A 23,969-nucleotide genomic window follows, 5' to 3' on the forward strand; every position below is an offset into this window, starting at 1 on the left:
GTCAGCCAGATGAATGATGAATACTTAGCGTTTTTCCTGTCAAAATTTGGTGGCCCGACAGAAGTTGTCGTCGCCACCTCAGAGCAAATAGAGCGCTATCGTGGGATCTTACCCGATAAATAGCTTTTAAAGGACAGACGTTACAAGCCCTGTACTCCACCTACTACTCTGATGATACATTAGTCTTCTCAACAGACTGGCTTCCCACATTGCTGGTACTATCCGCTATACTAAATGCGAGGTGTCGCGCTACTAACCGACTAATACTAGCAAATTGACATACGGCTAAAAAATAGGCATGATCAACACGTAGCAGCTGCCTAGCTACTACGTGATTCATAGCTCCAAGTGAGTATAAGTTTTATAAGGGAGGTTCTAGCTATGGCTACTACTTCATTTGACAAGAACTTCGTTGTGACTGATGAAGTGGCTATCGCAAAGTTTAAAAACGCAGCGAAAAATCCACGCAAGATCAGTGTCAAGAAACGCGACTATGAGTCTGATAAAGAAAAAGGTATTCAGCGATTAGTACAGAAGTTATCAAACTCAGCGACTTGTTAGAAGCTGTTGGTACAGAAGGTTGCCAACGGCTTTTCTCTGATTTTTCTTGCCCCAAAAATCCAGAGCTAGAAATCTTTCTAAAACTAAATCCATACGATTCGAGCAAAGCGACAATTCTCGCACTTATCTAATACTCGATAGTGAAAACGCTGATATTCTCGCCTATTTTTCGATATCCTTTAAAGAAGTCTCTCTGACACAAGCCGAACTGTCTCAGAATCAAGTAAAAACTAGATGGCATTAATAAACACTCGGAGAGCGTTAGAACTTATCTTATTGGGCAAATAGGTAAAAATTTTACTATTCCGCTAAATCCAATATCTCTACCCGACATTTTGGAAGAGGTTTATGCCATTATCGAAGCGGCTCAAGCATTAGTTGGGGGGAGAGTCATCATATTGGAATGCGGTAAAGTGGATAAGCTTATTGATATATATCGAGATAACGGTTTTGATGTATTGATTCAGAGTGATGAAGAGCACTTAGTTACTATGTATACCTACATAACCGACTAAAGTCCTTGTGTTAGACGAATTTGCTCCAGAACACTTGTCCGAAGCGCTATCAAAAAAACCTATCGCCACTTTAAAAAACTGAGAGCCCTGCCGCCTCTTCATCGCCACTACGGTTATATAGGCAATTAAAAAGGCCGGAATTCCGACCTTATTAAATTAATAATATCAGTAACTTAGAAAGATATCTTTTACTTAATGAATTGGCTTATCGGTTTTCGAATAGAACTTGCCGAAGTACTGTTCTAAGATTTCTGGAGTCAACTCACCCGCTTCTTCGAGCTTTTTCAGTTCTGCTGCGATGGCTTTTTGTTCTTCAAGTGATGGCAGGGCTACTTCAGGCTCATCACTCATTTCCTGTGACATTTGCTCCAGCTCTTTTTCAAAATCACTCATGCTATTACTTACCTAATCAATATAAAAACTGGGGCTAAGTTTACCCACTTAACCCCAGTTATTCTAGTTTACGAATGGTTTTATAGCTTAAAGCTTCCTACCATACGATCCAGACGTTCGGACAACTCTTTCAGATCAGAACTCGCGGCTGCCAGTTCTTCTGCTGTGCTGGTTGTCACTTCATTGATGGCGTTGATCTCTTCGATATTTTGGTTGATGGTATGCACAACCGTTGATTGCTCTTCCGTCGCCGTCGCCACCTGAGTATTACGGTCAGAAATATCGTGGATACGCTCGGAAATACTCACCAACACGCCAACCGCTTCATCTGATGATGATACCCCTTCATGAGTGACTGATTTACCCGCTTCCATCGCCGTTACCGCATCTTTGGCATCACTTTGTAGCTGGTTGATCATCTTCTGGATCTCTTCCGTCGAATCTGCGGTTCGACTCGCCAAGTTTCGTACTTCATCCGCGACCACAGCAAAACCACGACCCTGCTCGCCAGCTCGCGCGGCTTCAATGGCTGCGTTGAGTGCAAGTAGATTGGTTTGTTCGGAGATATCACGGATAACATCCAGAATCGAGCCGATTTCCTGTGTTGTCGATGCCAGTTGCTCAACGACTTGACCAGTATTCTCTATGTCCGTAGCCAAACGACTGATCGCATCTTTGGCCTTATTGACAACATCTTGACCAACTTGGGTATTATCAGAGGCTTGATTCGCCGTTTCTGCGGCAGTGGCCGCATTCGACGCAATCTCGCTGATCGTTGCGCCCATTTGGTTAATCGCCGTGACGACTTGAATGGTTTGGTCGCGCTGAATTTGACTGTTATCGTGTGTCGTGTTGGCTTTTTGGGAAACACTGTCAGAGGCGGTTTGTAGCGCCCCACTGGTTGACGCCACTTCTTTCATCGACTCATGAATTTTCTCAATGAAGCCGTTAAAACCTTCAGAAAGCTGGCCAATCTCATCGCTGCTCTTCACTTCAATACGTTGTGAAAGGTCACCGTCACCTCGGCCAAGATCGGTAAAGCGTGCTGCGATCGACCTGATAGGACGGGCAATGCTGTTTGCCAAAAATAGCCCCATAAAGATAAACAAAGCCGCGACCACTAATGTCGTAATGGTCATTTGCTTCGCCACCTGATTTAAATCAGAAAAGACTTCATTAACAGGAGCAACACCAATCACAAACCAATCCATGGAAGGGATGTACAAGCTTGATACGAACACTTGTTCACCATCGTAGCTGGCTTCAATCAGGTTGAAATCCGATTTATTGAGAAGTTTGGAAGCGTCGCTGCCATAGAGCTGAGAGAGCGTCGAACTGGACTTATCTTTCTCACGGTGGATTTGAACTTGCCCTTGAGAGTCAGTCAGAAAGACAAAACCTGTGTCTTCGATTTGAAAACCATTCAGCATTCTGACCATATCATCCATCGACTTAGATAGGCCCGACATACTTAGCCCATTAACAAACTGGAAGTTGGCGAACATTTTCACTTCCCCTGTCGACTCTTGGAACATGCTCACCATGGTGCGCTGATTCGAGCGGGTAAAACCAAAGAACCAACCATCTTGTTGTTGGGTCAATTGGCGTAAAAAGCCGTTTTGGTTCCAGTAATACGCCGTTTCACGGTTCGCAACGGAAGCATCATTCAAATTGTATTGGTTACGAACGTTATTCAGTTCTTTGACCAACTTGGCTTCAACTTGAGGATCAATGTTGGTCGTGCTGATCGCATCTTTGATAAATTCATTGTTTGCGATCTGCTCCGCAGCTCGCAGTAGCTGAGTCACATCATAGTCAATTTGTCCCTTGATCTGGTCTAGCATCGAGGGTAATTCTATATTTACCAGCCTATGCTCCAGAACTTCGCGTGCCTGACGCTGTGCCATCACCCCAACAATAATTGTTGAAGCAAGAACAGCAAAGGTAATACCCGCAACAACCTTTTGCTTAATACTGATCGCGTTTAGTTTCATCATTCGCGTTGCCTTTTAGCGCTTTGTCATTATGAAAATTCATCATCGCCACAGATTGACTGGCTCCGGAGAGGGCCAAACCAAGCTCAATAGTGACGCATCTATCTATATCGGATGTAAATTACATTTCTTTACTGAATAATTCATCAATTTCGTACTGATTTGCAAACCAATTTTTCGATATTGAACACTTGCATGAGGAGTCAAAATCCCCATATTGTAAATAACTGAATAATAGCACTTATATTGCACTGCTGTGTTGATGAGTAAATCAGCAACCAAACCGCAATAAAGTCAAAATGGATGAACTTTTTCACGGCTTAAACCACTAAGTGAAAAAGTGAGGAGATAGACACCAATGAACTCTCAGTCATTTCACAACCTTCAGCAATACTTGGAGAGCCAAGTTATTGGTCAGGCAGAACTGGTTAAACAACTTTTAGTCGCGTTACTCGCCGATGGTCACATCTTGGTCGAAGGCCCACCGGGGCTAGCCAAAACAAGGGCAGTAAAGTCCTTGGCTGATTGTATTGACGGTGATTTTCATCGAATTCAGTTCACCCCTGATTTACTACCCGCCGATTTAACCGGTACTGATATATTCCGTCCAGAAACAGGCGAGTTCACTTTCCAAGCAGGGCCAATCTTTAACTCATTGATTTTGGCTGACGAAATCAACCGTGCACCCGCGAAAGTTCAGGCAGCAATGCTTGAAGCCATGGCAGAAAAGCAAATCACGGCGGGTCGAAAAACCTACCCGCTTCCTGAATTGTTTCTAGTGATGGCAACACAGAACCCCATTGAGCAAGAAGGTACCTACCCACTTCCTGAAGCCCAATTGGATCGCTTTTTACTGCATTTAGCGGTGGACTATCCAAATGCAGAAAGTGAACTGGACATTCTGCGTCTAAATCGAGGCGAGGCAAAGGGTGAAGAAAAAGTAACCCCACCTGTACTGTCACAACAGGAAGTGTTTTCTGCCCGTCAAGAAGTGTTGAATATTCATATGGCTGAAGGCGTGGAAAACTACATTATCCGTCTTGTTATGGCAACAAGACAACCAACGCAGTATGACGACACGCTAAACAGCTGGATAGAAATGGGCGTTAGCCCTCGTGCCACCATCGCATTAGACCGCTGTGCTCGAGCTCACGCTTGGCTATCGGGTCGTGACTATGTCTCTCCAGAAGATGTGCAGGCGATGGCTTTCCCTGTTCTCAGACACCGTATTCTGCTCAGCTATCAGGCTCAAGCCGAAGGTATAAGCGCCAATCAGGTGGTTAACCGCCTTCTGTCTCTGGTGGGCAGCGCATAAGGGGAACAGATGGATAAACAATTATCCCCACACTCTGACGGCGTAAACTTGTGCCTTGATGAACTGCTTTACTACAAGCAACAAGCGATAAAGTGGTTACCTCCTGCCAAGAGTTTGTGGTCTCAAATGTTGGGGCAACATCAGAGTAAGCAACTCGGTCGTGGTATGGACTTCGCCGAAGTCCGTCAGTATCAAGCTGGAGACGATGTTCGCAGCATTGATTGGCGTGTGACCGCACGGACGGGTAAACCTCACACTAAGCTGTTCACGGAAGAGCGAGAGAAACCCATTATTGTTTATGTCGATTTCAGTGCCAGTATGATGTTTGGTTCTCAGCTGATGTTCAAATCGGTGTTGGCCTCTCATATGGCAAGCCTAATCGCATGGTTGTCTGTCGCGCAGCGAGATCGCATCGGTGCCATCATTGATACTGGTAGCCAACTGACTGAACTCAAGCCAACCAGTCGTCATCAAGGTCCGCTCGCGTTAATGCAGCATTTGGTGACGCTTCATCAGGACACACTGCATCAATCGACTACAGGTCAAGCTACCGACATGGGCCACGCCTTACAAGCTCTGAATCGCCTTTGTCCCAAAGGTAGCGAAGTGGTTATTATCAGTGACTTTCTGCGCTTTTCAGAATCAAACCAGCCATTACTCACTCGATTACGTGCGCACAACCGCGTACGACTGGTCCATATTTCCGATCCTTTGGAAGCAGGCATCACTCGTTACCGTGGCGTCGAACAAGTTTCCGATAAGCGTCAAACCTTGTGGATGGATTTTTCTTCACAAAAAGCACGCGACCAAATTAAGTCTGTTTTTGAACAAAAGCAGCAGGATCTGAAAGACTTATCGATTCACCACGGCTTGAGTTTTACTCGTCTCTCTACCCAAGAGTCATTACTACAACAATTATCTGGACGTAATCAATGAGCACCAATAACAAGGATTTACTATTACCACTCAATCCAATGCAACTACCGGAAGTGCCTTCATGGTTTCCACTTGCATGGGGATGGTGGGCGACCGCAGGAGCGATTGTCTTTGGCACATTGATCATTTGGTTGACTTATCGCTGGAACAAAAAGCGTTTGGCACCAAAGAAAACCGCGCTAAAGCTGATTCAAGCCGGCGACAAACCGGCTGAAGCCATTGAATTATTGCGTCAAGCCGCACTGTGTTACTACCCAAGAGAAGAGGTAGCGCAGCTCACAGGCAAAGAGTGGTACGCGTTTCTTGATACTCAGATGAAGTCACCCGTGTTCGTTAACAACTATGAACTTTGGCAAGAAGCCTTGTACTCAAAACAGCCTGTGGGGAACGCCGCTGAACTGATTACCCATTGCGCCCAATGGGTTGACGAAGCGCTTCCCCCAAAAAGAAGGAGAGCCAAAGTTGGCTAATATCGAATTCGTATGGTGGTGGGCATTTTTGTTGCTACCACTTCCCATACTGATTTATTTTTTACTGCCACCGGTTAAGCAGTCATCGCCGGTTTATATGCCCTACTTGCCGGATTCAGCAGTCGGCAGTGCACCGAGGAACTTACTGGCTAAAGTTCTGGCGAGCTTAGTTTGGCTAGGCGTGATTACAGCCGTCGCGAGACCTGTCTGGTATGGCGATCCTGTCACGACACAACCCAAGCATAGAGACATGATGCTGGTTGTCGATCTGTCGTACTCAATGAGTAAAGAAGACATGCAGTTCAACGGTGATTACATCGACCGTTTAAGCGCCGTCAAACACGTCTTATCTGACTTTATATCCAAACGTCAGGGAGACCGATTGGGTTTAGTGCTGTTTGCCGATCACGCTTATCTGCAAACACCATTAACTCTCGATAGACAGACAGTCGCCGAGCAACTAAACCAAACTGTATTACGCCTTGTAGGGACCAAAACCGCTATTGGTGAAGGTATTGGGCTTGCAACCAAAACGTTCGTCGATAGCGATGCGCCGCAACGAGTGATGATACTACTCAGCGATGGCAGCAACACGGCGGGCGTACTGGATCCTATCGAAGCCGCCGAAATTGCCAAAAAGTACAACGCCACCATTTACACAGTTGGCGTCGGTGCTGGAGAAATGATGGTCAAAGAGTTTTTCATGACACGTAAAGTCAACACTGCACAAGACTTAGACGAAAAATCTCTGATGAGCATTGCCCAGCTAACAGGTGGACAATATTTCCGCGCTCGTGACAGCAAAGAACTGGCCACCATCTATGACACCATTAATAGCCTAGAACCTGTTAGCCAAGCCACGCAGACCTGGCGACCACAACAAGAGTGGTTCGGGGTACCACTGGCGATAGCACTGACAGGCTTATTTGTACTGATTATCATTAGGAGGAATCATGTCTGATTTTCGCTTCCTCTACCCAGAGTGGCTGCTGGTACTTGTTCCACTATGTGGATTGGTTTTCTGGCTCTCAAAACGTAGCCGTAGCCAGACGTTGATCGCTCCTCATCTAGCCAAAGCAATGGGTATACAGCAAAAATCGGCACGGAATGCCATCACGAGTGCCATTGCGACCAGCGGTTTGATCGCCATCATTGCTCTCTCTGGGCCAAGTTTTAATAGCTCTGAGAGACCGAGCTTCAGCAACGACAGTGGTCGTGTATTGATCATGGATATGTCGATGTCCATGTACGCGACCGACATCAAGCCTAACCGGCTGACCCAAACAAAATACAAGGCCAGCGACTTACTTAAACAGTGGCGTGAAGGGACTACAGGGCTTGTGGCCTACGCTGGTGATGCGTACACCGTCAGTCCGATGACCTCCGATACGCGCACCATCGAAAACCTGATACCGAATCTCAGCCCTGAGCTGATGCCCTACCCGGGTGCCGACGCCGTGAAGGCTGTCAGTTTGGCCATCAATATGATGAAAAACACAGGTTTATCTCGCGGTGACATTATTCTCTTCACTGACGATTTAGATGATGCGGAAACCCAAGGCATTGAAGATCTGGTTGAAGGCACTCGCTGGCGACTGTCTATTCTGGGTGTGGGTACCCGCTCAGGTGCCCCGATAAAACTCAGTGACGGCACTCTGCTTAAAACCGATGCTGGGCAAACGGTGGTCGCTAAATCTAACTTCAGTAATATGAATAGTGTCACCAATGCCCTTGGTGGTTTCTTTACACCCATTCAGCTTAACAACAGTGACATCGACGCCATCGCCAATCATACCAGCCAAATCGAAAGCACTGGTAAGTTAAACCAATCACAACAAATCAGCGATCGGGTCAATAGTGGTATCTGGTTAGTCCCCTTGCTTGTCATCCCAGCATTACTTATGTTTCGTCGCGGCTTTTTGTTTGCGCTCGTCATTATGGTTTCCCCGCTACTGACGCCGAAACCTGCAATGGCCTCAGCCTGGCTCAATCAGGATCAACAAGCCAAGCAGCTCTATGATGCCGAGCAATATCAACAAGCGGCTGATCTGTTCGATAGCAAAGAGTGGCAAGGCATTGCGCAATATCAGGCGGGTAATTTCCCTGCGGCTATCAATGCGCTTAAAGGTTCACAAACTCTACGCGGAAAATACAACCTCGCTAACGCCTATGCTCAGAACCGAGAGTTTGATCAAGCGATTCGTCTTTATGAGGATGTGCTTACGCAAGATCCAAACCACGAAGATGCACAGCACAACCTGAATATTGTCAGACAGCAGCAACAGCAACAGCAACAGCAACAGCAACAGCAACAGCAACAGCAACAGCAACAAAAGTCTGGCGATGACAGCTCATCAGCGCAAGAGAATTCTTCTCCATCTGAGCAAAATCCTTCGTCAAATGAGCCATCCTCTGACAAGCAATCTGAACAACAGCCCTCTCAAACGCCTGAACAAAATCAGGAAGAGACTGGCGAACAACAAAAGCAACAAACCTCGAGTTCCAATTCTGATCAGCAACAACAAGAGCAACAGCAGGAGAAACAACCGCAAGGCGCACCAAAGCCGGAACAAGCACCAGAGCAGCAAAACAAAACCGCGACTCCGCCACAAAGCGCAGCAGAGCAGGAACAAAATTTAGAACACATTGATCCTGCACTTCGCAAACTGGAACAGGTCGAAAGCGCGCGCGACCCTAGCCGCTTACTCCGAGCACAGATGATGTTGCAAGCTCAACAAAAACAACCACCGCAGAATACAGGTAAGAAGTGGTAACTATGAATCGACAAATAATGAAACTGATTAGCTTCTTGGCGCTGGCGTTATCTTTTTTCAGCCAACCCGCAATGGCGGCTAACGTCTGGGCGTCTGTCAGCAAGAATAAAGTCGTCAAGAACGAAGTCTTTCAACTTCGCGTGGTGGTCGACGAAAAGGTATCTTCCGACGATATTGATTTCAGCGGATTGGACAAAGACTTCTATGTGGGTCGACCTAGCTTTGGATCTTCGATCAATATCGTCAATGGCAATCGCAGTACACGCAGTGAGTGGAACTTAACACTAGCCGCTCAGACTCTCGGCGTGGCAAAGATTCCCGCTTTTACCATCAATGGTGCGAGCTCGAAACCAATCGCGATTCAAGTCACGATGGACAGAGATGAGCCTAAGGTATCCGATCTCGTTGAACTGCGCAGCTCACTGGATAAAACAACGCTCTACCCCAATGAGAGTGCGTCATTACAAACTCGTCTCATTATCAAGGCCGATCCTAGACGACTGCAAAACCCAAATGTGGTTCCTCCACGAGTCGACGGTCTGACCTTAACTCAAATTGGCGAACCGAATCAGTACCAGAGTGTGCTGGGTGGCGTAGAAGTCACGGTACTTGATCAGAACTACCTCATCACGGCAGACCAGCCGGGGGAATACACGCTCACCAGCGCGGCTTTCAAAGGCTCCGTTGTGTACGGAAATGACCGCACAGGAACGACCAAGCTCATTTCCGTGGATACCCCTGCGAAAACATTTGATATCAAAGTAGAAGACAAGCCAGCAGGCTACACGGGGGTATGGCTGCCAACCTCTGAGTTGAATTTAGCCCAAACATGGACGTCGGCCGATGGAGAAAACATCGCCTCCTCTTCGACGCCTCAAGCCAAAGTTGGAGACTCGATTACTCGTGAATTGACGCTTGATATCAAAGGGCTGTCGTCTGACCGATTCCCTAACCTGAAAATCACCTACCCACAAGGTATTCGCGTTTATGAAGAAAAACCCCAGTTCACGCAACTGGATAATGGCTTCACTCGTATGACATTAAAACAAGTGCTCATTCCGCAACAAACGGGCAAGGTTGACCTACCAGAAGTTAATCTCAACTGGTGGGATAGCCAAAACAAACAACAAAAAACCGCGCGTCTGGACGGTTTGTCACTGGATGTCAGCCCTGGTGAGAGCTTGAACATTCCCGTACCGGCTTCTCCATACACAGCGCCAGCCGACGTTAAAACGGTCACCGTCAGTGACCCAGGCATCTGGCCCTATCTAACCGGGTTGTTTGCTCTCCTTTGGGCAATCAGCACTGTGCTATGGCTAACAAAACGTCCACAAGCAATCGAGTCAGATGAAAGGCAAATCAATGTCCCCCTCAAATCAAGTGACGCTTTGATAGCGGCTTTGAAAGCAGGAGACCATTTTAAAGCACAGCACAGCGCCTCAAAATGGCTGACGGAAGCACAAATTAACGATCCTTCTCTTGTTAACGAGATCCAGAATGAACTGGATGAAATGCAAAAGTGTCATTTTTCTCAGCAAGAAACTGGCTGGAATGCTGCAAAACTGCTTAAACTAATAAACAAGGTGGACAAAATGCCTCGCGCAACAGGGAAGCCAGAGGAAAGATTAGCGAAGCTTTAGCACAGTCAAGATAGAGGCATTGTTCAGGTTTTATATTCATTACGCTAATGAATAACTGGAGGAATGATGTCGGCAATTGAAAAGCCAGATCCCAGTACTCATTATGTGATCCTCTATTTTGATGGATCTCAAATGACTTCATTTGAAGTCGATGCGTCCAGTCGTCATGAAGCGATAGAAGCGTTTAAAAATCTGGGGTTTGCGGAGCAAGATATATTTTCAATCTCTCCCTAATCTAATCATCTAGCAACGAAAGGCAGCCTATTAGCTGCCTTTCTGTTTTAAGCGGACAATTCAATAATGAACAGGACTGCCTCTAAAACAATCGGGATGTTGAGCACGTTATTTTTTACCTTTGCAGCCATCGCAGAAGTTGATTTGGTCAAGGTTGATAAATCCAAACGCCGCATGTACCTGATCGACAATGATCAGGTAGTGAGGGAATTTCGCATTGCCCTTGGCAAGCATCCAAAGGGACATAAAACTCAGGAAGGGGATCATCGAACACCGGAAGGACGCTACTATCTCGACTTCGTGCTTGATGATTCGGAGTTCTATCGCTCAATTCATATCAGCTACCCCAACCTGCGGGATATTGCCTATGCAGAGCAGCTCAATATCAACCCTGGAGGAAACATAAAGATTCATGGATTAAGAAACGGGGAACAGCGCCCCGCAACATTTGTACAGAGTTTTGACTGGACTAACGGCTGCATCGCCATTACTAACGAAGAAATGGATGAACTGCTCACTCTAGTGAAAACAGGGACACCGATAGAGATCCGCTGGTAAACCTTAGTCCTGACACGTCTGTGGTTCAACCGAAGCCACTTTTTTCTCCCTCGTCACCCACCAGCACAACAATGACCCTATCGTCACCAGCGCCACCCCCTGCAAAAACGTATCGGTGAGCACTAGGCCAAGAATCACCGAAGAAATAACGGTAGACAGTACAGGTGTAAAGTAAGACAAGGTTGCCAGCAACACCATATTACCGCCAATAATTGCGTAGTTCCAAAGCGCATAGCCACTGCCCATCGCAATCCCCGTGATGAGCAACAAACCACCAGATTCAAGATGGATACTCATTCCCGTTTCATTACTAATGGCGTACTTTATCCATAACGTTACGGCGGTCATTATAAAGAACAAGGTGATCGGATTTTGCCCTTTTGAAATTCGCTTAGTGAGATTGCAGTAGATCGCCCACAGAAACGCGCCGACAAATGCCATCGCGTAAGTGAGCGGGTTGGTCGCCACATTAGCGGCAATTTGGTTGAAAGACAGCCCCTGTTCTCCAGTGATACTCCAAGCCACACCAAAAAACGCCAGAGCAATCGCCGGATAAACCAAGATATTGGTTTTCTTCGGACTAAACGTCACTGCCAATAACACCGTTAAAGCAGGCCATAAGTAGTTAATGACCAGCATTTCCACAGCTTGTTGTCGAGAGTTCGCCATAGCGAGTGCGAGCGCCAAGCATATTTCGTAAGCAACAAACAGCCCGCCACCCAGCATGACGTAGGTCAGTGAATAGCTTCTGATTTTAGGTATCCCCATGACCATCACCAAAAACAGAGACGCAACGGTATAAATGGATGCCGCACCGCCAATTGGACCCAAAAACTCGGTGACCGTCCGAGCCAGCCCCATCACACTGCTCCATAGGAGGATGGCTAACACACCGCACAAGGTAAATTTATGTTGGCTCACACAACTCTCTCAATTTGACCATAAAGGAGCTTAACCTAGCGTTAACTGTCGTTCTCTGTCAAATGTCTTATTAATTTTGCTGGCGTTCCACCATACAGGCTGTCTGGTGGAACATCACGTGTGACCACAGAGTTGGCGGCAATGACGCTGCGTGCACCAATCGTCACACCTTGATTGATCACCACATTGCCGCCAATCCAAACATCATCTTCAACGATGATTGGCAAGCAAGTGGTTTCCCAGCCACGTCGGCTACGATAGTCCAAAGGGTGGCCTGCCGTATAAAATTGCGTATTGGGACCAATCAGTACGTGGTTACCAATGGTTATATCAGCGCCATCTAACATGGTGACGTTCATATTGATAAAGGTGTTGTCCCCAATGGATATGGTTTGGCCAAACTCACAAAGAAAAGGAGAACGAATCATGCTCGCTTCGCCAAAGCGTTTTAGCAGCCGGCGGAAAAGATCGACACGCTGCGCATCACTGGTGTTGTGATTTAACTCTTGCAATAAACCAGTGGCTTGCTCACGAACTTTATTGACACTACCGTCAGAGCCGTTAAACAACTGACCCGACACCATTTTTTCAAACTCTGTCATCACGTTTTCCAATTAACTGCTTGAATAGAATAAATAAAATAACGCGAATGGAAGGCAGGAAAAAGAGAAAAGCTCGCAGGTGATCTTTTCCCTAATTTACAAAAAAGCCGAGTTGTAAACTCGGCTTTCCACATAATTGAACAGGCTAAACAATTTCCCAACTGTGGGTCATTTCGACGCCAGCACCTAGCATCAGACACACTGAACAGTACTTTTGCAAAGAGTCTGCTGTTACTTTTGCGACAATGTCTGTATCCAGATTGTCTCCCGACATCTCAAAGTGAATATTGACTTTGGTGAAGATACGAGGAGCAGTTTCACGTCGCTCTGTCGTGAGTTTTGCAGTGCAGCTAGTGACCTTTTGTGCCGCTTCTTTAAGACCGTCCACAACGTCAACTGAGCTACATCCGCCAGCGGCCATCAAGACCATTTCCATTGGGCTGGGTGCTGTGGCACCGCCATTGCCATCCATCACTACGGAATGACCAGATTGAGAGTGACCAAGAAATTTAAAATCTTCGACCCATTTTACTTCGGCTTGCATATCTTTCTCTCTTATACGTCTGTCGGGAATGTGACACCCGTTTGCTTGCGAATTTCTGTCAACAATTTAGCCACAATCAGCGAGCGCTGCATACACGCTTGATCAATTTTTTTCGTTTCAAATTGCTGAGCAAACGCCAGAGCTTCGTAATACATCGGATTTGGGTCTTGCTTTACGCTCAAATCCACACCAACGCCACCTCGGGTGATTTTTGTCAGCTTTTTGCCCGTTGAAATCATCTCCATTAGCAGCGCTCCTTCTTCACCCTGAATTTCACTCGGTAAATAAGAGTCACTGGTCTTGGAGTGCTGAAGCACCACTTCAAAACCGTCATAGCCAAGGATGACGCTCCCGCTACCATCTACGCCACTGTCGAGCATCTGAGCCTGTGCTTTGACACTGAGAGGTTCACCAAACAACTCTACCGCTGCACCAACACAGTAGTAACCAATGTCCATAATCGAACCATTGGCGAAGGCAGGGTTAAAGGTATTTGGGTTTTCACCCGCCAGATACTTAGGATAACGTGAAGAATACTGGCAGTAGGTAATCAAGGCTTTTCGGATCTGACCAATGTTCTGACTTTGCTCTTTCAGTCGCTTAAAATTCGGTGTATGTGGCGACATGAAAGCCTCAAAAAGAACCACATCATTCGCTAACGCAGTCTGATACATCTGTTGAGCTAGCGTATCATTCGCAGCCAATGGCTTCTCGCAAATAACATGCTTACCTGCCTCGAGTAATTTCAATGTTTGTGGCGCATGCAGCGAGTTGGGGCTAGCGATATAAACGACATCGATCGACTTCGACGCCGCTAGCTCTGCAAAATCATCAAACAGAGCGGGAGATGCGTATTTCTCAGCAAACGCTTTCGCTTTCTCGATAGAGCGAGAATACACACCAGCCAAAAGATATTGTTCTGTCTTCAACGCCGCTTCAATGAACTGATCAGTGATCCAGTTGGTCCCAATCACAGCAAGTCTAATCATTATTTCGTCTCCAATCATGACAAAAGGAGCCGATGGCTCCTTTGAGAGTACTCTTGTTCGTGTTCGCTATCTTACACCGTCATTACCACTCGCACTGCTAAAAAGATCAGTACTGCGCCAGACAAACGGTCAATCAGTTGTGCTTTAGAGCGAATTTTGTCCAATAAACGGGGACTCGATAACAAGAACGTTATCAGGGTATACCACAAGCCATCGACTACGAGTGGGGTCAGAACAATCAAGGCTTTGGCGGTTAAACTGTCCCCAACGGCAACAAACTGGCTAAAAAGCGCGATAAAGAACAGCGCAATCTTAGGGCTTAGCATGGAGATAAGAAACCCTTCCTTAGCCGATTGCCAAGCCGATGTGTGCTCTCCCGATTCCAGCTTCGCGGCCACACCTCCTTTTGATCGAAGAGCATTGTAACCAAGGTACGCCAGATACGCGGCACCAGAGTAACTGATCGCTTTGAAAAGCAATGGAGACTGTTGTAGCACAACCGCTAGGCCGATCAGAGTAATAAAGGCGTAAATGCCAATCCCCAGAGCATGAGCCCAAGCCGCTGCTAAACCATTGGTTCGTCCTCCCGCCAAACTATGTTTGGCAACCATAGCGAGGCTCGGGCCAGGAGACATGGCTCCTAAAATACAAATGGTAAAAAGTGATAGCCAGATTGTGAGTGTCATTGTTGTTTCCTGAGGCTGATTCCATATCACTAAACTATCGCAGCCAATAAATGATTTGAAATCAAAGTTTATTATATCGGCTATGAAATCAAATCATACCCACAGAGTAGCTTGATGTGCGCATGGCATGAAGTACCCTCTCACGCATCCATTGATGCGCTTTATCCTGATCGTATTTGGGGTGCCACATCAGCCAATACTGATGAGCGTCAGTATCAAACGGTAAAGGGCGGTATTCAAGAGGGTAATTAGCCGACAAGTTCAACGCAATATGCTCCGGCACCACCATCAGATAATCACTGGAAACCAACGCGTTGGCCGCTGCGGAAAAGAACGGGACTTTTAAAGCAATTCGTCTTTCATAGCCAAGCGATTTGAGAACGTTATCTGTGCTTGAGTCTTTATCTCCCCCCCCAGTGACCTTTAAATGCGGGTAACCCACCAGCTGTTCTTCTGTCAGAGTTTGCAGGGCCGACAATGGGTGAGATTTGCGCATCAGACAGACTGACTTGTCTTCACCAATTTTCACACTGGTCACATTAGCGGGTTTCTCCGGCTGCATGGTCGATGCCAAGTGAATACCGGTTTCACCAAAATTCAGCAGATATTCGGGCTGCCAAAGACGATAAGCGAGGTTGACGTTGGGCGACTGTTCGACCATCACCGCGACCACATCTGGCACTATGTATTGAGCGACATAGTCACTGGAAGAGAGCACAAATTCTTGCTTCCATGTTCGTGGATCGAAAGGTTTGTCATGCAGCAGTTGCTCAAATTCACCCAATAAGAGGTTAAGTTTCCCCTGCATGGCCAAGGCTCTTGGTGTCGGTACCAACGCGTTGCCTTCGCGGACCAATAATGGGTCGCCACACAAGTCTCTTAACTGAGCAAGCTGGCGGCTGACAGCTGATTGGGTAATGTTGAGTCTATTCGCGGCTCTACTGACATGGCACTCTTCAAGCAATACCTGTAGCGAACGTAACAAGTTGAGATTGATATGGTTAAGAGACATGGCGTGTATTGAGGAACTCCGTAAGTACAGTGTGAGTCATTAGATGACGCAGTTCGGGGATTGCTTGTAGCTGATCACGAATTTCATTGAGCCTTGTCATGGTCGGAACTTCGACAAACAACATCATGTCGGTTTCTCCGGTGATAGCATGACACCCTTTCACACCCTCGATGTTGCAAATAGTCTCAGCATAATATTCACAATAATGAGAAGACTCAGACATGTCGAACTTTAACGCCATATAAGCCTGTATCAGATCCGTTTCATCTTGTGCAATGTTGGCATGATAGCCAAGAATAACGTTTTCCTGTTCCAGTTTCTGAATTCTGGCCGTCACGGCTGAACGTGACAAGTTGACCTGCCGAGCAATATCCGTGACCGAGGCTCTGGCGTCATGCTTTAAAATACTGAGAATTTGATCGTCAAACTTATTCATATTACTTCCTGTCATATCTCAACTTATCCTGTTGATTTCAGGTAATGTGACACAAAATTCCGCTCGGCGAAAGAGTACAAATTGCCTATTCGCCCCCCAAACTTCCGCCAAATTGACATATAACTACGACACATTGCTTGATGTATTTTTCTATAAGTTTGATTAAGCTGTCACAAAAAATTGCAGCAAAGAAAAACCATGAGTCAGCTAAAACAAGAAATCACATTACTCTCGGGCATAGGACAACTGTCAACGACCTTACTGGGCACTGGGCTTTTTATGGTACCCGCTATTGCCGCCGGAATTGCCGGCTCACTCTCACTCTGGGCGTGGCTGATTCTGTTTGTAGCCATCTGTCCCATTGCACTGACCTTTGCTCAACTCGGAAAGCGCTACCCCAATGCTGGCGGCACGGCCCACTTCGTTCGTCAGGCGTTTGATAAGCGTCTAGAAAAAAGCGTTGCTTGGTTGTTTGTCAGTGTTATTCCAGTTGGCGTTCCGGCTGCGGTGGCACTAGCCGCGGGCTTTTTACAGCAATTACTGCCTGAAGCGCTTAACTCTTCTATTTTCGCTCAACTACTCACTGTGTTACTTCTGATCGCAGTCAATTTGGCTGGTACTAAGTCATCGGGACGCCTTCAGACCCTCATCGCTCTCAGTATTTTCACTCTAGTTGCGGCTTTCTGGTGGAAAGGTGATGTGGGTGCGCCAGATCTGACGATGCCAGAGCTCACCTCTGAATCGACATGGAGTATTGGGGCTGCACTAGCCGTGATGTTTTGGTGCTTTGTTGGCATTGAAGCATTCGCTCATATGGGCGAAGAGTTTAAGAACCCGCAGCGGGACTTCCCTATCGCGATCATCATCGGCTGTTTTGTTGCCGGTGCAATCTATTGGGCCTGTTCAGTGGTCATTCTTAAATTTGGTGCTTACGGTAGCAGCGAATTCGATAGTGCCTCCATACCTTGGCTATCAGAAATGCTGTTTGGTGAACAATTGAAACTGCTGATCAGTGTCCTTGGTTTTGCTGCCTGTTTTGCCAGCGTGAATTTGTACACACAGAGCCTCTCAAGAATGGTCTGGTCACAAGCGCGCGAATACAAGCCTCAAAGTGCCCTAGCCAGAGTTTCAGTTCGTGGTGTGCCAGCAAATGCAACACTCGCGGTCGGCGTGGTACTCATCCTTTCCTGTCTCGTGGGAGAAATTTCAGGGTTGGATCTGGAGTTCTTCCTAAAACTGGCCAATGGCATCTTCGTACTGGTTTACCTTTTGGCGATGCTTTCAGCCTGCAAACTTCTGACAGGTATCAGTCAATGGTTAGCAGGCCTCTCACTGCTCATATGTACTGGTGTATTTATCTGTTTAGGTTGGTCGATGCTCTATGCTATCGCTGTTTTCGCTCTCCTCTCTCTACCATGGGGAAAGCGACAAACTCTAGAGCAACGTCAGGCTAAAGAGCGTACCTAGTGACGTTGTCACCCTTGACTGACAAAATACTTTGTGGTGATACTTTCTTCCACTCAGCGTTTTTCTCTAATGGCTCTGAAGCCAGAGCGATGTTTGCGCCATCTTGTCGAATAAAGACCGTTGGCGCGTCATCATCTGAGCTATAACGCACCACCCAAAACTGCTCGCCATCAGAAATACAAATCGACGCTTTTAAGGGTTCTTCAATCCCTTTAGATTGAAGCAACTGGCTAATATCAAGAATGGTTTTGCGTATCGCTTCAACTGGTTGTTCTCGCAAACCATTTTCGAGCATCAGCAAGAAAATGAGTTCACTGTCTGTGGTGCCCATACGCTTGAGAAACAACGATTCCGGTAACTGCTTTTGCAACTCATACTTTACTTTCTCAAACTCACCAATTTGGCCATTATGTAAGAACATCCAATTATCGATGATAAACGGGTGACAATTCGAGCGAGATACCTGTGTCCCCGTCGACGAGCGAACATGCGCCATAAAACGGTGAGAACGTATGTGATGTGTCAGAGAACGTAGGTTCTCGTCCCCCCATGCCGGCAGAACTTCGTGGAATTGCCCCGGAGTATCTCGCTCTGTGTACCAACCGAGTCCAAAACCATCGGCATTAACACGCGTCACCGCTTTTCTTGCGTCAAGACTTTGGTGCACCAACGAATGCTCCGGCTCATAGACCAGTTTATCCAGATAAATTGACTCTCCCTGATAAGCTAACCAGCGGCACATATTCTTCCCTCAATTGATGATATTTCTTCCATACAATCACGATTCCAACTATGGAGCAAGCGCGAGAACCATCGCCCTGGGGATTGACTAGATATCCGCAGCAAGGATCAGGCGTAGTACCGCTGAACGTACTGATTGGGAGTCAAACCTCGATGCTTTTTAAACATACGGTTAAAGCTTGCAATATTCTGATACCCAAGGCGAGGCGCAATGTCCGCCACTTCGATACCATGACGCATCATTTCAACGGCAATGTTACTCAACACATAACCACTCACCGTGGTGAAGTTCATACCTAAATGACGCAACCGACGTTGAAACTGCTGAACTGAAAGCCCGAGTAAGTTCGACACATTATCGACTGTTGGCAATCCATAGTGACGGCTGTAATTGAAAATCTCGTAGATGACTTTCACTTCATCTTCTGGGTCGGGCATATTAAGCAGTTCATCTAAGTCTGCAAAATTCATCGCCAGACGCCCTTTTTGTACCCTAGTCTGCTGCTTAGTCGCGAGACGCAGTTCCGAATGAAACCATATTTCCGTAGCCGGATGATTCCATGCTACCTCACAGCCAAAATAGGCTTCATATTTGGTGGTATTCTTACGGGAACCCGATAACTGTACTCTGAGTGGAGAAAAATCTTGTCCCAAATAAGCTCGCAAGATCTTCATCAATGCCATCGCCATCCGAACACTATCGTGAACTTTACATTCAGAGGCGACCATGGGATTTCTGTATGCCCACTTTATCAGGGAGCCATTCAGAGAAGCTGAGAGAAAAGCACCACTTTGCAAACTGCTAAAACCATAATTCACCCGACGAATAGTCGAGGCCAGATCGCTGCCAGAAAGTAGCCAATGAGAAATCATCCCCACCTGCCCCACATCAACATCACGATTGATATCAAGAATGACATCAGCATTGCCCGTCACCTTCTCTAGCGACTCGAACCAGCGATTGATTTCGACCATAGGTATCAATGTCATCGGATTGCTAAACGCCGACTCTGGTATCGCCAACGCTTTATTGCCGATTTGGTATCGCCGCCTCGCTTCTTGGTGAATGTGCCTAATTCCCAGCACACGCATAAACCTCACTTTATTCATAGGCAAGTTACGTCAATTTTGGATGTATTTTGAATTAATCTGTCACATTTAATCCAACTTTTCAAACCTGACACACAATACAACACCTTATAAATAAAGGAGCCTTGAATGAGTTTATTGAGTGTCCCGTTCGTTGGAACAGGTGCAGACACGGCATTGCATGTTGTTGCGACAGTGGTCTTAATCGCGACTGTCGGTGCAGCGCTGTTTGGATTCTGGAAGTTTCACGAACTACCCATCAACAAAGCCCACAGCAAAGACCATCATCAAATCGGCTTGATCACTGCACTCACATGGATTGGTTTCATCTGGCACTGGGTTTGGGTTGTGGCAGTAATACTTGCCTTCGTCGATATGGAAAAAGCCATCGTTAATCTTCGCGACACTTGGCGTCACGCGCCAAACGAGAAAGATCAACAGGAGGAGTTGTAATGTTAGAAGGTTTGGCCGTCTGGGCGCTTTTCATCTACCTGTTACGTCTTGTTGGTATGCCTTGGAATGTGGTGACCAAATCGTTCGCTTATTTCGGCGGGGTTGCTTGGCTGATGTTCGTTTGGGTCGGGCTAATTAACTATACTCCAATGGATTTATCAGGGGGTTCAGTCGTGCAATCCCCTCATATTCAATTGCGCCCTGATTCGCCTAACGTCACAGGCAAAGTTGACAAGATTCACATCGAACCTAACCAAAAAGTGAAAAAAGGGCAGCTGATCTACGAATTAGACCCAACACAATATCAAATCGCTTATAACCAAGCGAAAGTGGCGGAAGAATCAGCGATGGTTGAACTTGAAGTCGCATTTGAGGATATCTCAATCTCACAAGCGACCTACGCTTCCATGGTTCAGGATTTGAAAACTACACAAAGCCAACTGGCCGCGGCTAAGGCTGATTACCGTCTACAAAACAAAATGTTGGCCCGTTATACAGAACAAAATCGTGTTGTGAATAACACCATCACCGCAAGCGATATCGATAAACAGGAAACCGCCGTCACCAAAGCACAGCACAATGTCACAACCTTAGAGTCGACACTCAAAACCAAGCAAGTCGATACTCAGAAAGCTAAGTTGGCGATCGCAAAATCAGAACTCGCGGTCAAATCAAAGCATTCAGATTGGAAGACAGTGCAAGAACAACTTGCTAAAGCAAAATGGGATTTAGACAGTACCAAGGTTTACGCTCCAGCTGATGGCTTTGTGACCAATTTTATATTGCGAGAAGGGCAACGCGTATCAATGCTGCCAAGACTGCAAATGTACACTGATGAAAAGTATGTCTTGATGCGTGTTAACCATCAGGCGATCCGCAACATTAAACCGGGCCAAAGTGCCGAGTTTTCTACCTCTGTTTATCCGGGCAAGATTTTCTCGGCCAAAGTAGAAGGCATCGTCGAAGCGACTGGTGAAGCCCAAAGTAACCTACTAGGTTTTGATGATTCAGTGCGCGCAACCACAGGCAAAAACTTACAAAACAAACATCACTTTGTGCGTTTGAAGATTGAAGAAGCAGAACAGTATGACATCCCTGTCGGCTCTGTTGGGCTTGCTTGGGTCAGTGGGGAGAAGCCGATTAACTTCATGGCGTTTCTTGACGTGATCCGAGGTATCATCATTCGAATGAAATCTCAGCTTTATTACTTCTACTCGATTTAACCCCTAACATATGGAAGCCCGAATCAACTCGGCTTCCATTCTATCTGCCCAAAATAGCCCCCTCCGCTTAGTTGTCTTTTTGGGCACTTAAATACACATAGCACCTTGTTTGGTCATTTCAGCCAATTTCATGCTTTGGAGTGCAGTCGTTACTCTTGTTTACTCTCCAATTAACATGACTCAACAGCGCACTTGCTTTCTTAAAGATGAAACACGACCGTGGTTTCAAACTTAGCCCCAATGTGGCTTAGCTAGCATTTTCCAAACACAACCTAGTAAAAATAACGATAACTCAAGACCCAAATTGTCTTAAATATCATTAGCAAAATTGAGGAGATTTGCAAAATGCAATTCCATATTGCAATCGGTTGCTTTAAAACACCCACTTAACGGTCAAATTTTGAGCAATTGCGCACTGTAAAAGTTGGCACATATACTGCTTATATAATATTGACCCTTCTTAAGCCGAGGGTCACCTAGCCAACTGACGTTGTTAGTGAACCTAATTTGTTCACACTTATTTAAGCCAATCTTACTTATTGAGATTGGCTTTTTTTCTACCTGCTCTCACTCAAATAGCTTCTTTATAAATTACTACATTGATGTGTCACTGCTATGAATTTCTTATTTTCACTTAAATCAACAGAGGCTGGCTGAATTTTTTCACTTCCTTGTTATCGCCAAAAATCAATGGCTTTAAATGTAAAAATACAAGTTTCAGCAAAATATTATTCCAAAGTACAAAAATCCGTTAAAAGCTTCCCAATCACTGACATCATGATTTAATCACAGCTGTCGGCATTCGCTTCATGAATCTCTGATTTGTTTACTCTTGAATTAATGCCAGAAACTGTATGTTCCCGCTATCATCGCTTTTGGGCTCAATATCTGGACCTCCAACTAGAATGCCATTTGTGCTGCACAATTAGGCTACTCTAGCATCATGGCACGCTCAAGTACTATGATGTCTGTAGTGTAAGAAGCGCGTTGCGCTACGTCGTACTCAACCCTCTTATCAACAAGACAATACTCAGCGAGAAATCGCGTAAGGACGCACAATGACTCAGTTGTTGATCAAAAATGTCAAACTACAACACCAAGCAGGGGTAAAGCAGATCCTGATTGAACATGGGCAATTTCAACGGATCGTCGATAACGACATGGCTATTGACCACTGTGGGCAGGTGTTAGACGCAGAAGGTGGCATCGCCGTCGCTCCATTTTGTGAGCCTCATATTCACTTAGACACCACGCAAACAGCAGGTGAACCAAAATGGAATATTTCTGGCACGCTTTTCGAGGGGATTGAACGCTGGGCTGAACGCAAGGAAATGCTGTCAGTGGAAGATGTTAAAACTCGCGCAAAGCAGACTCTTAAATGGCAAATAGCCAATGGTGTACAGCACGTACGCACTCATGTCGACGTATCGGACCCGACCCTTGTCGCACTTAAAGCCATGGTCGAACTGCGCGAAGAGATGAAAGAGTGGGTAGATATTCAAATTGTGGCTTTTCCTCAGGAAGGGATCCTCTCCTACCCGAACGGTAAGGCGTTACTTGAACAAGCCGTGCAGATCGGCGCCGACGTGATCGGTGCCATTCCGCATTTTGAGTTTACCCGCGAGTATGGCATTGAGTCTCTGCACTATGTCTTTGAGTTGGCCAGACAGTATGGCCGTTTAATTGACGTACATTGTGATGAAATTGACGACGAACAATCTCGTTTTGTCGAAACCTTGGCTGCCCTCGCTCTAAAGTATGAGATGGGAGATAAGGTTACAGCCAGTCACACCACAGCGATGGGCTCTTACAACGGAGCCTATGCTTCGCGACTATTCCGTTTGTTGAGAATGTCGGGGATTAACTTTGTCGCCAACCCTCTGGTCAACATTCATTTACAGGGTCGTTTCGATGATTATCCGAAACGCCGTGGAGTCACTAGAGTCAAAGAGATGCTCAACGCCAATATCAATGTGTGTTTCGGCCATGATGATGTCTTCGACCCTTGGTACCCACTAGGGACGGCAAACATGCTGCAAGTGCTCCATATGGGTTTACATGTTTGTCAGGTGATGGGTTATGACCAAATCAACAACTCATTGGAACTCATCAGCACCAACTCGGCACGTACTTTGAACATCCAGCATAAGTACGGGTTAGAAGAAGGTAAACCGGGTAGTTTGCTGATCCTACCTGCCGACAATGGCTTTGATGCTGTCAGACGCCAAGTGCCCGTTCGTTACTCGATCCGCCATGGTAAGGTGATCGCACAAACTCAACCCGCGACGACTTCTATTTGCTTGGAGAGCGAAGAAACGATTACTTTCCAACGTTAATACCAGCTTCCCTTGTCTATCGATGGCAGCAATATCATCGCTCAATCCTGTTAGCGCTATTTGTCGTGATAAAAAAGAAA

The 23,969-nt window shown here is 46.3% G+C and carries 23 protein-coding genes; 12 read left to right on the forward strand and 11 right to left on the reverse strand.

Going from position 1 to position 23,969, the window contains the following annotated elements; all coding sequences use genetic code 11:
- Positions 1-381 precede the first annotated feature (381 nt).
- Positions 382-561, forward strand: coding sequence for a hypothetical protein (locus tag OH455_RS21790; protein ID WP_045976262.1), 180 nt, complete (start codon positions 382-384; stop codon positions 559-561).
- 707 nt (positions 562-1,268) lie between these two features.
- Here OH455_RS21790 and OH455_RS21795 read toward each other — a convergent pair.
- Both OH455_RS21795 and OH455_RS21800 read right to left on the reverse strand, forming a co-directional pair.
- On the reverse strand, positions 1,269-1,469 hold the full coding sequence (locus tag OH455_RS21795) for a chromosome partitioning protein ParA (protein WP_045976263.1): 201 nt from the start codon (positions 1,467-1,469) through the stop codon (positions 1,269-1,271).
- A gap of 80 nt (positions 1,470-1,549) precedes the next feature.
- Complete coding sequence (locus tag OH455_RS21800) at positions 1,550-3,466, reverse strand: methyl-accepting chemotaxis protein (protein ID WP_269982773.1); 1,917 nt, start codon at positions 3,464-3,466, stop codon at positions 1,550-1,552.
- A 355-nt stretch (positions 3,467-3,821) separates the two neighbouring features.
- Between OH455_RS21800 and OH455_RS21805 the strand changes: the two genes are divergently transcribed.
- The 7 genes from OH455_RS21805 (at position 3,822) to OH455_RS21835 (ending at position 11,390) form a co-directional block, all read left to right on the forward strand.
- A complete protein-coding gene (locus OH455_RS21805) occupies positions 3,822-4,778 on the forward strand; it encodes an AAA family ATPase (protein WP_269982774.1) in 957 nt (318 codons plus the stop codon).
- Between the two features lie 9 nt (positions 4,779-4,787).
- Positions 4,788-5,714 (forward strand): DUF58 domain-containing protein, encoded by a 927-nt coding sequence (locus OH455_RS21810; protein WP_269982775.1) that lies wholly within the window; start codon positions 4,788-4,790, stop codon positions 5,712-5,714.
- Positions 5,711-6,184 carry a DUF4381 domain-containing protein gene (locus OH455_RS21815; RefSeq protein ID WP_045976267.1) on the forward strand — a complete coding sequence of 158 codons (474 nt, stop codon included), beginning with the start codon at positions 5,711-5,713 and terminating at the stop codon, positions 6,182-6,184. Before OH455_RS21810 ends, OH455_RS21815 begins: the two co-directional genes overlap by 4 nt.
- Positions 6,177-7,145: a vWA domain-containing protein gene (locus OH455_RS21820; RefSeq protein WP_269982776.1), complete on the forward strand. Its 969-nt coding sequence runs from the start codon at positions 6,177-6,179 to the stop codon at positions 7,143-7,145. The genes OH455_RS21815 and OH455_RS21820 overlap by 8 nt, the downstream gene beginning before the upstream one ends.
- Positions 7,138-8,958, forward strand: coding sequence for a VWA domain-containing protein (locus OH455_RS21825; protein ID WP_269982777.1), 1,821 nt, complete (start codon positions 7,138-7,140; stop codon positions 8,956-8,958). The genes OH455_RS21820 and OH455_RS21825 overlap by 8 nt, the downstream gene beginning before the upstream one ends.
- Before the next feature lie 2 nt (positions 8,959-8,960).
- Positions 8,961-10,598: a BatD family protein gene (locus OH455_RS21830; protein ID WP_269982778.1), complete on the forward strand. Its 1,638-nt coding sequence runs from the start codon at positions 8,961-8,963 to the stop codon at positions 10,596-10,598.
- Positions 10,599-10,928: 330 nt separating this feature from the next.
- Positions 10,929-11,390, forward strand: a complete 462-nt coding sequence (locus OH455_RS21835) for a L,D-transpeptidase family protein (protein WP_269982779.1) — start codon at positions 10,929-10,931, stop codon at positions 11,388-11,390.
- A gap of 3 nt (positions 11,391-11,393) precedes the next feature.
- Here the strand turns inward: OH455_RS21835 and yddG are convergent, their stop codons facing one another.
- The 7 genes from yddG to OH455_RS21870 form a co-directional block, all read right to left on the reverse strand.
- Complete coding sequence (gene yddG / locus OH455_RS21840; protein WP_269982780.1) at positions 11,394-12,311, reverse strand: aromatic amino acid DMT transporter YddG; 918 nt, start codon at positions 12,309-12,311, stop codon at positions 11,394-11,396.
- 41 nt (positions 12,312-12,352) lie between these two features.
- Entirely contained in the window at positions 12,353-12,913 is a 561-nt protein-coding gene (locus OH455_RS21845; RefSeq protein ID WP_045976272.1) for a sugar O-acetyltransferase, read from the reverse strand.
- Between the two features lie 145 nt (positions 12,914-13,058).
- Positions 13,059-13,457, reverse strand: a complete 399-nt coding sequence (locus tag OH455_RS21850) for an OsmC family protein (protein ID WP_269982781.1) — start codon at positions 13,455-13,457, stop codon at positions 13,059-13,061.
- Between the two features lie 11 nt (positions 13,458-13,468).
- Positions 13,469-14,446: a Gfo/Idh/MocA family protein gene (locus OH455_RS21855; RefSeq protein ID WP_269982782.1), complete on the reverse strand. Its 978-nt coding sequence runs from the start codon at positions 14,444-14,446 to the stop codon at positions 13,469-13,471.
- A 71-nt stretch (positions 14,447-14,517) separates the two neighbouring features.
- On the reverse strand, positions 14,518-15,132 hold the full coding sequence (locus OH455_RS21860; RefSeq protein ID WP_045976274.1) for a LysE family translocator: 615 nt from the start codon (positions 15,130-15,132) through the stop codon (positions 14,518-14,520).
- Positions 15,133-15,220: 88 nt separating this feature from the next.
- The gene (locus OH455_RS21865; protein ID WP_269982783.1) at positions 15,221-16,144 is read right to left on the reverse strand and encodes a LysR family transcriptional regulator; all 924 of its coding nucleotides are present in this window, start codon (positions 16,142-16,144) and stop codon (positions 15,221-15,223) included.
- Positions 16,134-16,580 (reverse strand): Lrp/AsnC family transcriptional regulator, encoded by a 447-nt coding sequence (locus OH455_RS21870; protein ID WP_206371932.1) that lies wholly within the window; start codon positions 16,578-16,580, stop codon positions 16,134-16,136. Before OH455_RS21870 ends, OH455_RS21865 begins: the two co-directional genes overlap by 11 nt.
- A gap of 198 nt (positions 16,581-16,778) precedes the next feature.
- Here OH455_RS21870 and yjeH point away from each other — a divergent pair, with 198 nt between their 5' ends.
- Positions 16,779-18,047: an L-methionine/branched-chain amino acid transporter gene (gene yjeH, locus OH455_RS21875; protein ID WP_269982784.1), complete on the forward strand. Its 1,269-nt coding sequence runs from the start codon at positions 16,779-16,781 to the stop codon at positions 18,045-18,047.
- On the opposite strand, the gene OH455_RS21880 is transcribed toward yjeH, so the two are convergent.
- Both OH455_RS21880 and OH455_RS21885 read right to left on the reverse strand, forming a co-directional pair.
- A complete protein-coding gene (locus tag OH455_RS21880) occupies positions 18,031-18,789 on the reverse strand; it encodes a class II glutamine amidotransferase (RefSeq protein ID WP_269982785.1) in 759 nt (252 codons plus the stop codon). The two genes, yjeH and OH455_RS21880, sit on opposite strands and share 17 nt — an antisense overlap.
- A 107-nt stretch (positions 18,790-18,896) precedes the next feature.
- On the reverse strand, positions 18,897-19,880 hold the full coding sequence (locus OH455_RS21885; protein ID WP_269982786.1) for an AraC family transcriptional regulator: 984 nt from the start codon (positions 19,878-19,880) through the stop codon (positions 18,897-18,899).
- Positions 19,881-20,006: 126 nt separating this feature from the next.
- Here OH455_RS21885 and OH455_RS21890 point away from each other — a divergent pair, with 126 nt between their 5' ends.
- The 3 genes from OH455_RS21890 (at position 20,007) to OH455_RS21900 (ending at position 23,889) form a co-directional block, all read left to right on the forward strand.
- Entirely contained in the window at positions 20,007-20,330 is a 324-nt protein-coding gene (locus OH455_RS21890) for a hypothetical protein (RefSeq protein ID WP_045976280.1), read from the forward strand.
- Positions 20,330-21,553, forward strand: coding sequence for an HlyD family secretion protein (locus tag OH455_RS21895; protein ID WP_269982787.1), 1,224 nt, complete (start codon positions 20,330-20,332; stop codon positions 21,551-21,553). The genes OH455_RS21890 and OH455_RS21895 overlap by 1 nt, the downstream gene beginning before the upstream one ends.
- A 1,058-nt stretch (positions 21,554-22,611) precedes the next feature.
- A complete protein-coding gene (locus OH455_RS21900; RefSeq protein ID WP_269982788.1) occupies positions 22,612-23,889 on the forward strand; it encodes a cytosine deaminase in 1,278 nt (425 codons plus the stop codon).
- Positions 23,890-23,969 lie beyond the last annotated feature (80 nt).

The sequence above is a fragment of the Vibrio sp. T11.5 genome (assembly GCF_027587155.1).
Taxonomy (GTDB): Bacteria; Pseudomonadota; Gammaproteobacteria; order Enterobacterales; family Vibrionaceae; genus Vibrio; species Vibrio neptunius.

Coding starts and splice junctions, on each gene's coding strand:
- OH455_RS21790 (WP_045976262.1), top strand. CDS start 382: ATGGCTACTACTTCATTTGACAAGAACTTCGTTGTGACTGATGAAGTG.
- OH455_RS21795 (WP_045976263.1), bottom strand. CDS start 1,469: ATGAGTGATTTTGAAAAAGAGCTGGAGCAAATGTCACAGGAAATGAGT.
- OH455_RS21800 (WP_269982773.1), bottom strand. CDS start 3,466: ATGATGAAACTAAACGCGATCAGTATTAAGCAAAAGGTTGTTGCGGGT.
- OH455_RS21805 (WP_269982774.1), top strand. CDS start 3,822: ATGAACTCTCAGTCATTTCACAACCTTCAGCAATACTTGGAGAGCCAA.
- OH455_RS21810 (WP_269982775.1), top strand. CDS start 4,788: ATGGATAAACAATTATCCCCACACTCTGACGGCGTAAACTTGTGCCTT.
- OH455_RS21815 (WP_045976267.1), top strand. CDS start 5,711: ATGAGCACCAATAACAAGGATTTACTATTACCACTCAATCCAATGCAA.
- OH455_RS21825 (WP_269982777.1), top strand. CDS start 7,138: ATGTCTGATTTTCGCTTCCTCTACCCAGAGTGGCTGCTGGTACTTGTT.
- OH455_RS21830 (WP_269982778.1), top strand. CDS start 8,961: ATGAATCGACAAATAATGAAACTGATTAGCTTCTTGGCGCTGGCGTTA.
- OH455_RS21835 (WP_269982779.1), top strand. CDS start 10,929: ATGTTGAGCACGTTATTTTTTACCTTTGCAGCCATCGCAGAAGTTGAT.
- OH455_RS21845 (WP_045976272.1), bottom strand. CDS start 12,913: ATGACAGAGTTTGAAAAAATGGTGTCGGGTCAGTTGTTTAACGGCTCT.
- OH455_RS21850 (WP_269982781.1), bottom strand. CDS start 13,457: ATGCAAGCCGAAGTAAAATGGGTCGAAGATTTTAAATTTCTTGGTCAC.
- OH455_RS21855 (WP_269982782.1), bottom strand. CDS start 14,446: ATGATTAGACTTGCTGTGATTGGGACCAACTGGATCACTGATCAGTTC.
- OH455_RS21860 (WP_045976274.1), bottom strand. CDS start 15,132: ATGACACTCACAATCTGGCTATCACTTTTTACCATTTGTATTTTAGGA.
- OH455_RS21865 (WP_269982783.1), bottom strand. CDS start 16,144: ATGTCTCTTAACCATATCAATCTCAACTTGTTACGTTCGCTACAGGTA.
- OH455_RS21870 (WP_206371932.1), bottom strand. CDS start 16,580: ATGAATAAGTTTGACGATCAAATTCTCAGTATTTTAAAGCATGACGCC.
- yjeH (WP_269982784.1), top strand. CDS start 16,779: ATGAGTCAGCTAAAACAAGAAATCACATTACTCTCGGGCATAGGACAA.
- OH455_RS21880 (WP_269982785.1), bottom strand. CDS start 18,789: ATGTGCCGCTGGTTAGCTTATCAGGGAGAGTCAATTTATCTGGATAAA.
- OH455_RS21885 (WP_269982786.1), bottom strand. CDS start 19,880: ATGCGTGTGCTGGGAATTAGGCACATTCACCAAGAAGCGAGGCGGCGA.
- OH455_RS21890 (WP_045976280.1), top strand. CDS start 20,007: ATGAGTTTATTGAGTGTCCCGTTCGTTGGAACAGGTGCAGACACGGCA.
- OH455_RS21895 (WP_269982787.1), top strand. CDS start 20,330: ATGTTAGAAGGTTTGGCCGTCTGGGCGCTTTTCATCTACCTGTTACGT.
- OH455_RS21900 (WP_269982788.1), top strand. CDS start 22,612: ATGACTCAGTTGTTGATCAAAAATGTCAAACTACAACACCAAGCAGGG.